At 64.5% G+C, this 15,032-nt stretch carries 12 protein-coding genes; 1 reads left to right on the top strand and 11 read right to left on the bottom strand.

Going from position 1 to position 15,032, the window contains the following annotated elements:
- Positions 1–13: 13 nt before the first annotated feature.
- The 4 genes from Q9R27_RS03090 to Q9R27_RS03075 all read right to left on the bottom strand — a co-directional run bounded on the left by Q9R27_RS03090 (position 14) and on the right by Q9R27_RS03075 (position 6,661).
- On the bottom strand, positions 14–1,471 hold the full coding sequence (locus tag Q9R27_RS03090) for a hypothetical protein (protein ID WP_311250869.1): 1,458 nt from the start codon (positions 1,469–1,471) through the stop codon (positions 14–16).
- 532 nt (positions 1,472–2,003) lie between these two features.
- Positions 2,004–3,545, bottom strand: coding sequence for an AMP-binding protein (locus Q9R27_RS03085; protein WP_311250868.1), 1,542 nt, complete (start codon positions 3,543–3,545; stop codon positions 2,004–2,006).
- A gap of 98 nt (positions 3,546–3,643) precedes the next feature.
- Positions 3,644–5,173, bottom strand: a complete 1,530-nt coding sequence (locus tag Q9R27_RS03080) for an AMP-binding protein (RefSeq protein ID WP_311250867.1) — start codon at positions 5,171–5,173, stop codon at positions 3,644–3,646.
- 93 nt (positions 5,174–5,266) lie between these two features.
- The gene (locus Q9R27_RS03075; protein ID WP_311250866.1) at positions 5,267–6,661 is read right to left on the bottom strand and encodes an MFS transporter; all 1,395 of its coding nucleotides are present in this window, start codon (positions 6,659–6,661) and stop codon (positions 5,267–5,269) included.
- Positions 6,662–6,779: 118 nt separating this feature from the next.
- On the opposite strand from Q9R27_RS03075, the gene Q9R27_RS03070 reads away from it, so the two are divergent.
- The gene (locus Q9R27_RS03070) at positions 6,780–7,925 is read left to right on the top strand and encodes an acyl-CoA dehydrogenase family protein (RefSeq protein WP_311250865.1); all 1,146 of its coding nucleotides are present in this window, start codon (positions 6,780–6,782) and stop codon (positions 7,923–7,925) included.
- A 106-nt stretch (positions 7,926–8,031) separates the two neighbouring features.
- On the opposite strand, the gene Q9R27_RS03065 is transcribed toward Q9R27_RS03070, so the two are convergent.
- From Q9R27_RS03065 to Q9R27_RS03035, 7 genes are read right to left on the bottom strand one after another with little or no spacing between them, the layout of a single operon-like run.
- Positions 8,032–9,057: an MBL fold metallo-hydrolase gene (locus tag Q9R27_RS03065; protein ID WP_311250864.1), complete on the bottom strand. Its 1,026-nt coding sequence runs from the start codon at positions 9,055–9,057 to the stop codon at positions 8,032–8,034.
- Positions 9,058–9,092: 35 nt separating this feature from the next.
- Positions 9,093–9,851: an SDR family NAD(P)-dependent oxidoreductase gene (locus tag Q9R27_RS03060; protein ID WP_311250863.1), complete on the bottom strand. Its 759-nt coding sequence runs from the start codon at positions 9,849–9,851 to the stop codon at positions 9,093–9,095.
- Between the two features lie 28 nt (positions 9,852–9,879).
- Positions 9,880–11,058 carry a thiolase family protein gene (locus Q9R27_RS03055; protein ID WP_311250862.1) on the bottom strand — a complete coding sequence of 393 codons (1,179 nt, stop codon included), beginning with the start codon at positions 11,056–11,058 and terminating at the stop codon, positions 9,880–9,882.
- 10 nt (positions 11,059–11,068) lie between these two features.
- Positions 11,069–11,809, bottom strand: coding sequence for an enoyl-CoA hydratase/isomerase family protein (locus Q9R27_RS03050; protein ID WP_311250861.1), 741 nt, complete (start codon positions 11,807–11,809; stop codon positions 11,069–11,071).
- Between the two features lie 56 nt (positions 11,810–11,865).
- Positions 11,866–12,729 (bottom strand): enoyl-CoA hydratase, encoded by an 864-nt coding sequence (locus Q9R27_RS03045; protein WP_311250860.1) that lies wholly within the window; start codon positions 12,727–12,729, stop codon positions 11,866–11,868.
- Positions 12,726–13,619 carry an enoyl-CoA hydratase gene (locus Q9R27_RS03040; RefSeq protein ID WP_311250859.1) on the bottom strand — a complete coding sequence of 298 codons (894 nt, stop codon included), beginning with the start codon at positions 13,617–13,619 and terminating at the stop codon, positions 12,726–12,728. Before Q9R27_RS03040 ends, Q9R27_RS03045 begins: the two co-directional genes overlap by 4 nt.
- Positions 13,616–14,476 (bottom strand): SDR family NAD(P)-dependent oxidoreductase, encoded by an 861-nt coding sequence (locus tag Q9R27_RS03035; RefSeq protein WP_311250858.1) that lies wholly within the window; start codon positions 14,474–14,476, stop codon positions 13,616–13,618. Before Q9R27_RS03035 ends, Q9R27_RS03040 begins: the two co-directional genes overlap by 4 nt.
- Positions 14,477–15,032: the final 556 nt, after the last annotated feature.

Raw genomic sequence — 15,032 nt, 5'->3', positions numbered from 1 at the left:
ACCCCGACCCTCTTCAGAGCCGCGGGTCGACGGGCTCGGACTCGAGCGCCAGGACGGCGAAGACTGCCTGGTGTGTCTTCCACAGCGGTTCGCCGTCGACGAACGAGGTGAGCGCTTCGAGTCCGAGACCGTGTTCGCGCAGCGCGAGATGGCGCTTCTTGCCGAGGTGGCGCTCGCGGAGCACGTCGAGCGCATCCCTGTAGTCGGGTCCGTAGATGATGCGCAGGTACTCCCGTCCCCGGACCTTGATCCCGGGCTGGACGCGCCCCTCGGTGAGGTGGGCGGGCTTGACAACCATGCCTTCCCCTCCCCCGGCAGTGAGGTCGAGCCACCACTGGGTGGCTGCCTCTCGCTCCTCGGCCGACGAGAGGTCGACGAAGCGGTGCCGGGTGGGCGTGATCAGCTCACCCTGAAGCTTGGCGAGCTCAGCCAGATGCCACTCATGCGACTCGGTCAGGGCGAGTGCCCGCCCCTGGGCAGCGAGGATCTGGAAGGGCGCGAGCGTGACACCGTCGAGCCCGTCTGTCGGATGCACGTGAGCGGCGTAGGCATCCCGGAACGCCAGCGCGTTCTCCAACCTGCGGTCGACCTTGGCGGACCGGCTCGCAACGTCCAATCCCCGCTCGGCTGCCTGCGCGAGGAGCGCCTGGGCCTCGGGCAGCACGTTGCGGGCCGCCGCCCCGACCGAGGCGTATTGGTCCTTGATCAACTCGACGGCCTTGGCCGACCACGGCAAGAGCTCGCAGTCGAGCGCGAGCCAGTCGGTCTCCAGCGACTCGAAGAGCGGGGCCGCGGCCCTCGTGAGCCGGTCGACGAGCTCAATGGTGTCGGCGAAGAACGGCCGGCCGGTACGGGTGTAGAGGACGCCTGTGGTCCCGTCGGCGACACCGAAGCGTCGCTCGGCAGCGTCTGCATCCTGGGCGATGACGGCAACAGCACGCGAGCCCATGTGCTTCTCCTCGCAGACGACTCGGGTGACGCCCCAGCCGGCGTACTCGTCGAAGGCCTGCGCGGGGTGCTCGAGATAGCCATCAAGCCTGGAGGTGGCGACCGGCGACATGGTCGGCGGCAGGTAGATGAGCCAGCGCGGGTCGACCGCGAAGCGGCTCATGATCTCCAGGGCCGCGGCAGCGGCTCGACGAGATGGATGGCACAAGAGGCCAGTCCATGGCCTTGAGCCTGTTGGTGCACGGCGAGGCCAGCCCCCAGGAGGACCAGGACAGCCAAGAAATAGGTGCCGCTTCGAGCCACGACCACCGAGCGGCGTGAGCCCATGGGAAGCGGTCGCCGGAGGCAACGCCACCACACCACCATGCCGACGACACCGAAGGCCAAGAACGCTGCCGCTGCATCGAGGCACCGGAGGGCGATCGAGGCGCGTCCGCGCCTGGCGACGGGCGTCCCGCCACCTTGTACGTCCGCCGCGGTATGCATGGGAGAACTCCTCGCCCGGCCATCGCTCGATCCGCATTGTTATCTATTCGTGACAATACCGTGATGCGCAAGAGACCTTGTTTGCCACAGCGGGCGGCGGAACTCCGGCCACTCCCACGAGTGGTTCGCCCTGGACTGGAAGGCCCAACGTCTCGCCGTCCTCAACCACGACATCGATGCGATCGTCCGCACCCACGCCAAGGACCGGAAGGTTGCGGCCCGGCTGGAGGACACCGCCGATCATCGTCTCTGAGATCTTCATGCCGGTTAGGTGCGCCTCGACGGCCGCACTTTCCCAGCACCAGGCGCGCTGGCTCCGTAGCCAGCGCGGACGACGACTTCGATACGAGTTTCCGGACCGAGTTTTCGGCCCGTGGGTCGACCGTTGACCGCCGCGATCACCGGCTTGGTGATGCTGCGCATCAACGCCAGTGGCCTGCTGGCATCGGACTTCAACTCTCCGTAAGGATGATCAGGCTTCGCTGCGCCTGCCGGCCGGGGAGCGCGTAGAGGTCGTCGAGCGCGAACGCCTTCAGGTCGCCGCCGGAGCAGAACGCGCGGCCACCGCGTCAGATGGTGCGACCAGCAGCGGCCCAGTAGGGCTCACGCAGTTGGCGCTTGAGGATCTTCCCGGAATCGAGTCGCGGGATCTGGTCGACGAAGTCGACCACTTTGGGCACGTTGAAGGACGCCATGTGGGTCCGCACGAATGCCTTTACGTCATCGGCCGTCACCGGCAGGCTGCCGTCCAGTTCGAGAGCCGCGGCCACCGCCTCCCCGAACTCTTCGTCCGGGACGCCGAACACAGCAACATCGCGGATGCCCGGCATGGTGAGCAGGACCTCCTCCACCCCCGGTGGATAGATGTTGACTCCGCCGGAGATGATCATGTCCTTCTTGCGGTCCGAGAGATACAGGAATCCGTGGACATCGACGTATCCGACGTCGCCTGCGGTCAGGAAGCCGTCCTTCTCCATCTCCGCTCGCGCGTCGGGGCGACCCTCGTAGACGAAGTCGGGCTGCTCAGCGATCCGGGTGAAGATCTCGCCGGTCTCCCCGACCGGCACCTCGTTCCCGTCCGCGTCGAGGATCCTCAGCTCCACCCCGTGGAGCGCCTTGCCGACCGTGCCGGGGTGCGCCGACCATTCCTCGGCGGTGGCTCCGGTGCAGACACCGGTCTCCAGGCTGCCATACATCTCGTAGACGACCGGCCCCCACCAATCGATCATCGCCTGCTTGACATGCTTGGGGCACGGCGCTGCGGCATTGGTGACATGCCGCAAGGAGGAGACGTCGTACCGCTCGCGCACCTCGTCCGACAGCTTGAGCAGCCTGCTGTACATGATCGGCACGAGGTACAAGCTGTTGATCCTCTGCTCGTCGATCAACCGCAGCAGACCCTCGGCGTCGAACTTTGCCTGAAGCACGACGAAACCGCCCGCCTTGATCCAGCCCATCCCCCAGAACAACGGGGCACCGTGGTACATCGGACCGGTCACCACAGCGCGCGCGCCCGAGGTGATGCCGAAGTAGGTCGCCATCTCCGGGTAGTAGCCCCCTTCGTCCATGGCCTCGGCCCCCCAAGCCTTGCGGCGCACACCCTTCGGCTTGCCGGTGGTGCCGGAGGTGTACATCATCGCGCCCGGCGCAGGCACCGGATCATCGCTCCATGGCTCGAACCTGTCCACCCAGGCGTTCCACTCGGTCATGCCCTCGGGCACCGTCCAGGACCCCTTGGGGATGCCGTAGGCCTCGCCGATGTCCCGCGGCGTTGCGACCACGCGGACCTCGAGACCTTCGGGCAGCAAGTCGAGCACCGGGCGCAACAGGTCTGCATGCGCCAGCAAGACCTTGGCCTTGGAGTCCACCAGCACACCAAGGACGTCCTCGGGCTGACCATGCCAGTTCTGTGGCACGGGGGCTGCGCCGATCAGGCCGGCGGCCAGGACGGCCTCAACGAACGGGATGTCGTTGCGCAGCAGCAGCGCAACCCTGTCCCCGGCACCCACACCGATGGAACTCAACGCTGTCGCTGCTTGCTTGCTGCGCAGATCCAACTCCTCGGATGAGATGAACTCATCGCCCCGCAGGATTCCCGACTTTTCGATCACTTCATGCCTCCGTACCTACCGGTCATAGCCGCACGTCACTCGCGCTCGCCACCCGTGGATGAATGGTTGTCAACTGCCTGGCTCCGTGTTGATGGGCCTCAGATCGAGCGGCCCGCTGCAGCCCAATACGGCTCTCGCAACTGACGCTTGAGGATCTTTCCGGAGTCCAAGCGTGGGATCTTGTCAAGGAAATCGACGACCTTGGGAACCTTGTAACCGGCCAGGTGGGCACGGACGAACCCCCGCACGTCGTCTGCTGCCACGGTCGTTGTGCCGTCGAGTTCCACTGCAGCAGCCAGAGCCTCCCCGTACTCCTCGTCCGGGATCCCGAAGACCGCGACATCGCGGATCCCCGGCATGGCGAGCAGGCACTCCTCGATCTCCGGCGGGAAGATGTTCACCCCACCCGAGATCACCATGTCCTTCTTGCGGTCCGAGAGATAGAGGAAGCCATCCGCATCCAGGTAGCCGACGTCGCCGGCAGTGAGGAACCCGTCCCGTTCGATCTCAGCACGCGCATCGGGTCGTCCTTCGTAGACGAAGTCGGACTGTCCCTCGATCCGGGTGAAGATCTCGCCGATCTCGCCGATCTCCACCTCGTTGCCGTCTGCATCGAGGATCTTGATCTGCACGTCGACCAGCGCCTTGCCGACCGTGCCCGGGTGCGCCAGCCACTCCTCGCTGGTGGCGCCGGTCACCACGCCGATCTCGAGGCTGCCGTACTGCTCCATGAGGACCGGACCCCACCACTCGATGATCGCCTGCTTCACGTGGCGCGGGCAGGGGGCGGCGCCCATGGTGACGTGCCGCAGCGATGACACGTCGTACCTCTGACGCACCTCGGCTGGCAGTTGGAGCATCCGGTTCAGCATGATCGGGACCAGCATCAGGTTCGTGATTCGCTGCTCGTCGATCAGGCGAAGCAGATCCTCCGGGTCGAACCGGTTCTGGAGCACGATGAGACCGCCACTGCGCACCCAACCCATCGCCCACGCCAGCGGAGCGCCGTGGTAAAGAGGTCCGGTCACGACCGCGCGGACGCCTGGGCCGAACCCGCTGAGCTTCGCGAGATCAGCGAGGTACGGCGTCGGGACAGTCATCGCCTCGCGCCGCACACCCTTGGGCTTGCCAGTGGTCCCGGACGTGTACAGCATCGCCGAGGGTGCGGCGACAGGGTCGTCGGTGCGTGGCCCGAAGCCGTCGATCCAGGATCCCCACTCGACCGTGCCGTCCGGAACATCCCACGCCTCCTTAGGGATCTTGTAGCTCTCGCCGATGTCGTACGGCGTTGGGACGACCCGCACCTCCAAACCCTCAGGCAGAAGGCCGAGCACCGGACGCAGCAGGTCGGCGTGTGCCACCAGCACCTTGGCCTTGCAGTCGAGCAGGATACCGAGCACGTCCTCGGGCTTTCCATGCCAGTTCTGAGGCACGGGCGCAGCTCCGACCATCCCGGCAGCCAACGAGGCCTCGAAGAACGGAATGTCATTGCGCAACAGCAACGCCACACGGTCTCCTGCGCTCACGCCGATCGAGCTCAGTGCGCTCGCCGCCTGCCTGGCTCGCTGATTGAGCGCATCCAGGGTGACGAATTCCTCGCCACGCAGGATTCCCGACTCTTCGATCACTTTATGTCCTCCGTGCTGCCGGGTCGAAAGCGAACTCCGACCACATCCTGTTGTTCTGGGGAAATCTATACACGCTATTCGAGTATGTGTCCATCAACATAGAGTTGCCACTATCGGGTCTTTGCCAACTCGCGCCGCTCGACGCCGCGACGGGATCAGGGCCGCCGAGACCATCGCAGCGAGCGCTGCTGCGGCGGCAAATAGAAGCACCCAACCTAGAGTTCTCGCGTCTGGCCCCCCGGCCACGGTCCCCAATCGCTCGCTCGCGCCCAATACCACTGCGACCGAGGTGCTCGCCACAGCCGAACCCACCGTCCGGACCAGGGCGTTGAGGCTGTTCGCGGCGGCGGTCTGGTTCGCTGGCACTGATCCAAGAATGAGGCTCGGCAACGCCGTGAACACGATCGAGAGGCCGACGCTCACAATGCAGGACGACACGACTACCTGAACAACACTTCCGGACAAGGGAATCCGGGCGAGGTACGCCGCAGCAAGCACGCCTGAGCCGACCAGAAGCGAGGTGCGACCGCCCCAACGATTCAGCATCATCCCCGCTAGCGGGGAGGCGAGCACGAGAACAGTGCCGGGAAAGATCATCGCGATTCCGGTGTCCAGGATGCTCAAACCCTGTCCGTGACCAATGTGCGGCAACTGGAGGAGTTGGGTGGTCACCAATGAATTCATCAACGTTGCGATCCCCACAAACAGTCCAGCGAGATGGACCATCGCCACCGTTCGTTGTGCTGCGGCACGTAAGTCCACCATCGGCTCTACCAGCCGCAACTCGAACCACGCCCAACCACCCAGTAGCACGACCCCAGCCACCGCGAGAGCAACCACAACCAATGAGGTCCAGCCCCATGCGGCTCCTTTGGTGATCGGCAGCATCACACAGACGAGCGCGATCGAGAGCAATACCGCCCCACCAATGTCGAAGCGCCCGCGAGCCCGCAGGGGTGACGCCGGGACGAATGCCAACACACACACGAACAGCAGAATCCCGCAACCGGTGGATGACCAGAACACTCCACGCCAGCCGAGCCCGTGGGCCAGCAGACCCGCGACCGGTGGACCAAGCGCAGAGCCGATCCCGATCGACGCGCTCATCAATGCCATTGCATGTGCCATTTGTCGGGGGCGAAGCGTGTCGCGAAGGATGCTGATGCCGATCGCAACCAGCGGCGCACCGCAGCCCTGCAAGCCCCGGCCGATCATCATCATCGGGAAGCCCGGCGCCACCGCGCAGACAAGCGAGCCAGCCACCAGCGCGCCGATTGAGACCAGCAGTATCCGGCGCCTGCCGTACATATCTGCCATCCGGCCCATGATCGGCATGGACACCGCCGCGCTGATGAGCGTGATGGTCACGAGCCAAGCCGCGTCGTCAGAGGACACGTCGAGCAGCCCTGGGAATTCTGGAAGCAACGGCACCACGAGCGTGGACTGGAGCGCAGAGACAATCCCGCCCAAGACCAGGACCGGCACCATCGCCCTGGTGGATGTTCTGGAAGAGGCACGCACTCGAGGCACACTATCCTAGATAGTGTTCAATGACTTATTCTATGTCATCAGACATAGGTCGTCGCACAGTCCACTAGGAGCGTTGATGGATCGCAACATCTTTGAGGCAGAGCACGAGGCCTACAGGCGCAGCATGCGGAGTCTTCTGGCAAGGGAGGTCGTTCCTCACTACGAGGAATGGGCCAGGGCAGGCATCGTGCCGCGCAACCTGTTCGCCAAGCTCGGAGAACTCGGCGCGTTTGCCGCTGTGCCCGATGCGTACGGCGGTGCCGGCATCGCCGACTTCCGTTACAACGCGATCATGATCGAAGAAGGCGCAGCGCTCGGCGTCGGACCTGCCGTCCTCGGCGCATCACTGCAAGCTGACGTGGTGATGCCGTATCTCCTGGACCTCACTACCGACGAACAAAAACAACGGTGGCTTCCGGGCATCGCGACCGGCGAGACGATCACGGCGATCGGCATGACCGAACCCGGGACAGGCTCCGACCTCGCAGGCATCCGGACGTGGGCAGTGCGCGACGGTGACCACTACGTGATTAACGGTGCCAAGACATTCATCACCAACGGCATCAACGCAGATCTCGTCGTGGCAGCCGTACGCACTGGCGACGACCGGCACGGTGGGCTCAGCCTCATCGTCATCGAGCGCGGCACGCCGGGCTTCGAACGCGGCCGGAATCTCGACAAGCTCGGCCAGCACGCCCAAGATACCGCCGAGCTGTTCTTCACCGACGCTCGCGTGCCCACGTCGAACCTCCTCGGCAAGGAAGGTGACGGATTCATAGGAATGTCCAACAACCTTCCTCAGGAGCGACTCTCAGTTGCCTTGGCTGCAATCGCCTCAGCACGCGCGGCACTGACGTGGACCTGCGACTACGTCAGGCAGCGCCAAGCGTTCGGCAGAGCAGTGGGCGAGTTCCAGGCAACCCGATTCCGGTTAGCCGAACTCGTCACCGAGGTCGACATCACGCAGTCATACGTCGACCGAGCCGTTATGGAACTGACCACGGGACGCCTCACCGCTGTCGACGCTGCCAAGGCGAAGCTCTGGACCACAGAGGTGCTGGGGCGTGTCGTCGATGCATGCGTGCAGTTGCACGGCGGGTACGGATACATGCCCGAGTATCCGATCGCCCGGGCCTATGTGGACGCACGCGTGCAGCGCATCTACGGCGGCACCAGCGAGATCATGAAGGAGATCATCGGCCGCTCGCTCAAGTTGGGCTGAAGTCCAGTCCGGCCACAAATGCGCAGGGGCGAGGCGCCGCCACTGGGGACGGCACGTCACCCTGTCTGATTGCAGTGATCGCCCGGCGCGGCAACACCTGCCAACGTCAGGCGCGGGTGTATCGCACGATCCCGTCCGTCCCTTCACTTGCGTCCAGCCAGCCACGGACCACGCAGACGTCGAGGTGTGCTCGTGTCTCGCCGATCGCGAGGTTCTGGTTGAACATGTCGAGCTCCGCAAGCCGGCGCTCATGCCGGGTCCAGCCCAAGTGCTGCGCCACCTCATAGGTCGTGCTCGCTCCGGAATCGACGGCCGCGGCCGTCTCGTCGAGACGCTTTTCGTGGTGCGCGATCAACTCCTCGGCGCGAGCATGTGTACTGTCCGTGACAGGTCCGTGCGCGGGAAGCAAGCGCGCGTCGGGACGCTCCAGAACGACGCGTTGCGAGTCCAGGAAGTCAGCCAACGGCAGATCCGCCCCGCCTGGCTCGAACCCGATCGAAGGAGTGATGCGTGGCAGTACGTGATCACCGGCGAAGAGCACGCCGGCGACGAGGTCATGGAACACGACGTGCCCCGCAGTGTGGCCAGGCGTGTCCACAACCTCCAGGTCACGCGACTTCAGACTGATGGTGCCCGCACTCAGCCACCGGTCGGGCAACTCCCACGGCACGTGTGGCCCCTTGTCGCGTGCTCCACGACGCCAAGCAAGCATGTCGGAGAGGAGTTCTTCGGCGCCTGCCCTCTTCAGGCTCTGCTCGATCCTCGAGAACGGTTCGAAGGCCGGATCAGCCATCGCCTCGATCGAGCCGCGTTCACCGGCGCCGATGCTGACCTCGCTCCCGAACATCCTTCGGACGGTGGCCGCCTGGGCGTAATGATCGCCGTGGGAGTGGGTCACCAGGAATTGCTCGATGTCGGACAGCGAGTGCCCGGCCTCAGCCAGGCCTCGCTCGAGCGCCGCGAGGCTCTCCGCCAGCGCCCAGCCGGCGTCGATCATGGTGACACTGGATCCTTCTGAGATCGCATAGACGTTGACCGCACGCAGCCCGTCATCGGGCAGCGGAAGGGGGATTCGGAAAACCCCGTCGAGGACCTGCTCAGCACCTGGCTCATCCCACGCTCGTTGCTTCATTCCGATCCTCTCGCCCGTGGTCATATCGGTCCCGCTCAACTCATCCGTACACCGGCGTCGAGGTTGATCGTGGTGGCGTTGAAGTACTGGTTCTCGACGACGTGCTGCACCAGCGCAGCGAACTCATCGGGGTCACCCAGACGCGAGGGTTGCAAGATCATCTGTTCCAGCCCTGCCCGCACCTTCTCCGACAGACCACTCGCCATCGTGGTGTCGAACAGTCCCGGCGCGACCGCAACGACGCGAATGCCGTAGCGAGCAACGTCGCGTGCCGTCGGAAGAATGAGGCCCACAACGCCCGCCTTGCTCGCGGCGTACGCCGCCTGTCCCCGCTGGCCCTGGTCCCAAGCGCCGGAGGTCACGTTGACCACAACCCCGCGCTCCCCGTCGATCCGCTCGTTCTTGACCATCGCGGTGACACAGTGCCGCATCACGTCGAACAGGCCGACCAGATTGATATCGATCACCTTGCGGAAGGTTTCCAACGGTAGCGGTTCCTCGCCGTTAGTGATCGCCCCGGGCGTAGCGACACCTGCCGCGTTGACGCACACATCGATGCGGCCGAACCGTTCCAGAACGGCTCTGATCGCGCTCGCAACCGACTGCGTGTCACCCACATTCACCTGCACCGCGAAAGCATCGGCACCGAGTTCGTCGACCAATCCAGCCACGCGTGACTCGTCCACGTCGAGCAGCGCGACCTGCGCGCCCTGCTTCGCCAAGCGTACGGCGGCCGCACGACCGAGCCCCGAACCTGCGCCCGTGATGACGGCGACGCGTCCTGACAACTCCACGTGGATCTCCTTGATTTTTGGTTGTTGTTCAGCGCGCCAGGACGGTGACTGCCGCAGCTGCGGGTTCTGGACCCAGATATCCGCCGGCGTTCTCGGCGACAGCGATACGGGCGCCTTCGACCTGGCGGTCGCCGGCTTCGCCGCGGAGTTGTTCGACCAGTTCGAACACCTGCGCCAATCCAGTGGCACCCAGCGGGTGTCCCTTGCTGACCAGCCCACCGCTGGGGTTGACGGGGAGGCGACCACCGATGGTGGTCTCGCCCGCGCGGATCATGCCGGGCGCGTCCCCGGGAGCGACGATGCCGAGTTCCTCGAGCACGATGAACTCGGCGGGCGACGCGGCATCGTGTACCTCAAGGACGTCGATGTCGGCAGGCTCGATGCCAGCGCGCTCGAAGGCGCGACGGGCGGTGTCGGTGACGACTTGCTCCGACCTACCCCGCACGCCCGAGCCCACCACCGATGACAACAGTCGCACCGAGCGTGCCATCGCGTCCTTCGAAGTCGCCCCGGTGAGCACTGCTGCGGCAGCGCCATCGCCGATCGGTGCACACATCGGCACCGTGAGGGGCCCGGTGACTGGCCGGGCAGCGAGGATCTCCTCCACGCTGAACCGATCCCGGAACTGTGCGCGTGGGTTCAGCGCGCCGTGCGCGTGGTTCTTGGATGCCGCAGACGCGAAGTCCTCCTGGGTAGCCCCGCTGCGCTCCATGTACGCGCGGGCATACTCGGCGTAGACCTGCATGAACGGCGACCCCTGTCCCTCCTCGAGGCCGAGCGAACGCCGCAGCTCGGGAAGGCGCTCTTGATCCATCGCGCCTTCCATGGCCCGCAGCGCCCGCCCCTTCTCCGGGTGGGTCATCCTCTCCAGGCCAAGCACGAGCACGTTCTCAACTTCACCGGCGGCGATCGCGATGCGGCCGAGGGCGACAGCTGTACTGCCGCTGGCGCACGCGTTCTCCACATTGAAGACTGGAACGCCCGCCAGGGCCGTGTCGTCGAGCCAGACCTGGCCGCGCACAGACTCCTGACCGGTGAGACTGGCGGCAAATACGTTGCTGACGTACACGGCCCCGATCCGTTCCGGCGCCATGCCGGCATCGGCGAGCGCTGCCGCCACGACTTCGGCAGCCATCGCTTTCGGCGAGAGATCGGGGAACTTGCCGAAGCGGGTCATGCCCACTCCGACGACTCGTACTTCGGTCACGGGTTACCTTTCAGTCCTCGAACTCGGGACGCTTGCCTTCACGGAACGCAGCCAGACCGGCGTGCACGTCGGGAGTCTTCAAGTAAGCCCTTAGCGCCACCGCTTCGGCATCGCACGCCTCTGCGAGCGTGATGTCGGAGGCGCCATCGGCAAGGTGCTTCATTGCCGTCATCACGCGCGGGCTCCGCAACGCGAGCGACGTGCTCAACTCCTCCAGACACTCATCGAGCTGGTCAATGGGGACGACGGCGGTCACGAAGCCGCTGGCAACCAGCTCCTCGGCGGTCACGAAGTCGCCGGTCAGCATCATGCGCTTGGCCATCGGCGTACCGACCGCCCGCGGCAATCGGGCAGAGCCACCGGCACCCGGCAGCAGACCGTAATTGCTGTGAGCGTCAGCGATCCGAGCACCCTCGACCGCAACCACGAGGTCGCAGGCGAGGACAATCTCCAGGCCGCCGGCGGCAGTGATCCCGTTGACGCCCGCGATGACCGGCTTGGGCAGCTTCGCGATGCCGCCCACCACCGCAGCGACTCGTTCGACGATCTGTTCCATTCGCGAGGTGTCGACCTCTTCGCCCGGCACCTGCACCAGATCGGCGCCAGCACAGAACGCGCGGCCGGTGCCGCGGATGACCATGACCCGCACGTCCTTGGCGCTGGCACGATCGAGCGCGGCGGCGAGACCGTCGACCATCTCCTCATTGATCGAGTTCAGCACCTCGGGGCGCTGCAGGTGGACCCACAGCACCTTGCCGCGTAGCTCTGTGCGGACTGCGGGAGGCAGTACTTCTTCAGTAACGGCACTCATTGAGGCGCTCGCCCCCAAGCCTTCATGAAAGTCGGGTCAGCCGGGATACCGAAGAGCTCTTGGTTGTGGGAGTGGGAGAGTTGGTGGTAGGCGAACCCGACCTGGAGGGAGTCGTGGCGACCCATGCGATCCTGTGCGGAGTTGACCGCTCCCTTGGCGAGTTTCAGCGCAAACAATTGCATCCGCGATATCCGCTCGGCGAGGGCAAGCGTGTAGTCCTGCAGTTCGTCTGCTGGCACGACGCGGTTGACCATGCCGAACTGGCGTGCCTCCTCGGCTGAGAAGAAGTCGGCAGTGAAAAGCATCTCCTTCGCTTTGCGTACGCCCAACTCCCACGGCTCGTGAAAGAACTCCGCGCACGCGACCCCCATCTCCATCGGGTTGATCTTGAAGCTGGCATCGTCTGCCGCAATGATCAGGTCCATCGGCCAGATGATCTGCATACCGCCGGCAATACAGCGGCCTTGAACGGCGGCGATCGTGGGCTTGGCGATGTTGCGCCACCGCTCCGAGAGCCCGAGGTACAACTCCTCCTCGATGGCCATGCGCCCCTCGGCGCCAGCGCAGCCGAAACCACACCAGGTACCGACGGTGTCGAACTCTTCCAGCGCTTCCATCCGCTCGGTGTCCTTGAGGTCGTGGCCCGAGGAGAAGTCTGGCCCTGCGGCGGCCAGCACGATCACGCTGACTTCGTCATCCTGCGCGGCACGGTCGAACGCTTGGTTCAACTCGTACAGCATCCGATAGCTCTGGGCGTTTCGTTTGTCAGGTCGGTTGACGACGATGCGCGCGACCTTGGGGACAGGCACCTCGTAGACGATCGAGTCATACTCCGTTGCCGACGTTTCCGTACCAGTCACGACTGGACTCCTTCTTCCTTCTTCGCTTTTTCTGCCTTGGATGCTGGCCGGGCATAGCCGAGCTGGTCCATGAAGGCCGGGTCGATGCCGTAGCCGAACAGTTCCTGGTTGTGCGCATGGGAGAGCTGGTGGTGGGCGAACCCAATCTGCAGCGAGTCCTTGCGGCCCATTCGGTCCTGTGCAGAGTTGACCGCCGCCTTCGCGAGCTTCAGCGCGAACAGCTGCATTCTCGAGATCCGCTCGGCCAGGGCCAGGGTGTAGTCCTGCAACTCGGCGTCGGGCACAACTCGATTGACCATGCCGAGCTCGTGCGCCTCCTGGGCGCTGTACTCATCGGCGGTGAACATCAACTCCTTGGCCTTACGGACACCGAGTTCCCACGGCTCGTGGAAGAACTCGGTGCCAGCCACGCCCATCTCCATGGTGTTGTTCCGGAAGGTCGCGGTCTCACCCGCCACGATCAAATCCATCGGCCAGGCCAGCATCAGTCCGCCAGCAATGCACTTGCCCTGCACCGCGGCAATGGTGGGCTTTGCGATATTGCGCCACCGCTCCGAGAGCCCGAGGTAGACCTCTGCCTCGATCGCCATGCGCCCCTCGGCCCCGCCGCATCCGAAACCACACCAAGTGCCAACGGTGTCGAAGTCCTCGAATGCCTGCATCCTACGGGTGTCTTTGAGGTCATGACCCGCGGAGAAGTCGGGGCCATCGGCGGCCAAGATAATGACGCTGATGTCGTCATCCTGCGCAGCACGATCGAACGCCTCATTCAGCTCGTACAGCAAGTGATAGCTCTGGGCGTTGCGCTTCTCGGGGCGGCCCAGGACGATACGCGCCACCTTCGGCAGCGGCACGTCGTAACGGATCGACTCCCAATCGCTCTCGCTCACGCGCTGGTCTCCTGCTTGACGTCAGGAGCGACCGCCAGGAGCGCTTCAAGCGGCTCGAATGCGCTCGTCAGCATCTTGTGCCGCTCTTCAAGGTACGGCTCGATCATGCGGTCGGTGTAGACGTAGAGGTGCTTACCCTTGATGGCGTTGAGAACAATGTCGCCGACGAAGTCCGGCGAGACACCACCTTCGATGGAATGCCGCGAATTCTCGCGCTTTGCAGTGTCGGGAGCGGGATCCGTACCATCGTCGCCGGTACGAAACGCGATCGAGTTGTCCACGATGCCGGTGGAAACATACCCGGGGCACAGGATGCTGACGCCGATGCCGTACTTCGACAGCCCATGCCAGAGCGCCTCAGACATCCCAACTACGCCGAACTTGGCTGCGCTGTACATCACGCCTGCCCCGATCACGACGAGGCCGGCCCCAGAGGCCGTGTTGACGATGTGCCCACCTTCGCCGCGCTCGATCATCCGAGGCATGAAGGTCTGGACACCATTGATCACACCACCGAGATTGATATCGAGCATCCAGTCCCAAGACTCGTAAGTCATCTTGGCAGTCGACTCACCGCCAGTGACTCCAGCGTTGTTGAACAGGAGTGACACTGGGCCGAGCTTGCTCTCCACCTCGTCAGCGACCTCAACGTACCGCTCCCTGTCGCGTACGTCGAGGATGAACGCCTCGGTCGGCACCAGCTCCGACAACTCGGCCTTGGCAGCGTCCAGGGTTGCTTGGTCGATGTCGACAATGGCGAGCTTTACGCCCTGCTTGGCTAACGATCGGGCAATGCCAAGCCCAATGCCCCGGGCGCCACCCGTGATGAAGGCCGTTCGGCCGTTGAGGTCCTCCACTACAACCCACTCCTATCAGAAACGACGGCAGCCGCCCCCATGCAATTCGGCGATCTAACGCCAGGCTCAGTCTATGACATTCAACATATTCTCGACAGAAAGGTCTACCGCGTGCTGCAGCGACCTCACCGGCCATCTCGGCGCCATCGTCAGCTCCAGACCAAGGCCGAAAGACCCCTGTTCGACGGAATTTACATGTCGTTCTAGTCTATGTCAATGATCATAGTCTTGGGCAGCACGTCAGATCAGCCATCGTGTCCGGTGCTGCAAGCGCAGACAATCTGCTCGCCCACCTGCACTACCAACCCGACGCCCACAGCCTGCGACTCACCTCCGACTCGCAACGGATTGTCCGCCGAGGCGCGTTGGAACTCCCTAACCAGAGCCGGCTCGCGGTCAAGCACAGCAAAGTGGAACCGCCGATATGAGACCTACCGACAACTGATCGATCAGGCCCGTAACTGCCGCGACCTCGTCGGCAACGGGTTGCAACGGCCGACGGCGCGCTCGCTGCGGCTCGAATGCGCAACGTTTCGCCTGCCGACCACGCCAGCGA

It is taken from the genome of Nocardioides sp. AE5, assembly GCF_031844485.1.
Lineage (GTDB): Bacteria > Actinomycetota > Actinomycetes > Propionibacteriales > Nocardioidaceae > Nocardioides.
Note: the sequence above shows the minus strand (reverse complement) of the source record. Positions and strands in the feature narration are given on the sequence as shown.

What these genes read in the sequence shown, in the direction of transcription:
- Q9R27_RS03065 (WP_311250864.1), bottom strand. Translation starts at nt 9,057, where the DNA reads ATGAAGCAACGAGCGTGGGATGAGCCAGGTGCTGAGCAGGTCCTCGAC.
- Q9R27_RS03070 (WP_311250865.1), top strand. Translation starts at nt 6,780, where the DNA reads ATGGATCGCAACATCTTTGAGGCAGAGCACGAGGCCTACAGGCGCAGC.
- Q9R27_RS03090 (WP_311250869.1), bottom strand. Translation starts at nt 1,471, where the DNA reads ATGCGGATCGAGCGATGGCCGGGCGAGGAGTTCTCCCATGCATACCGC.
- Q9R27_RS03075 (WP_311250866.1), bottom strand. Translation starts at nt 6,661, where the DNA reads ATGGTGCCGGTCCTGGTCTTGGGCGGGATTGTCTCTGCGCTCCAGTCC.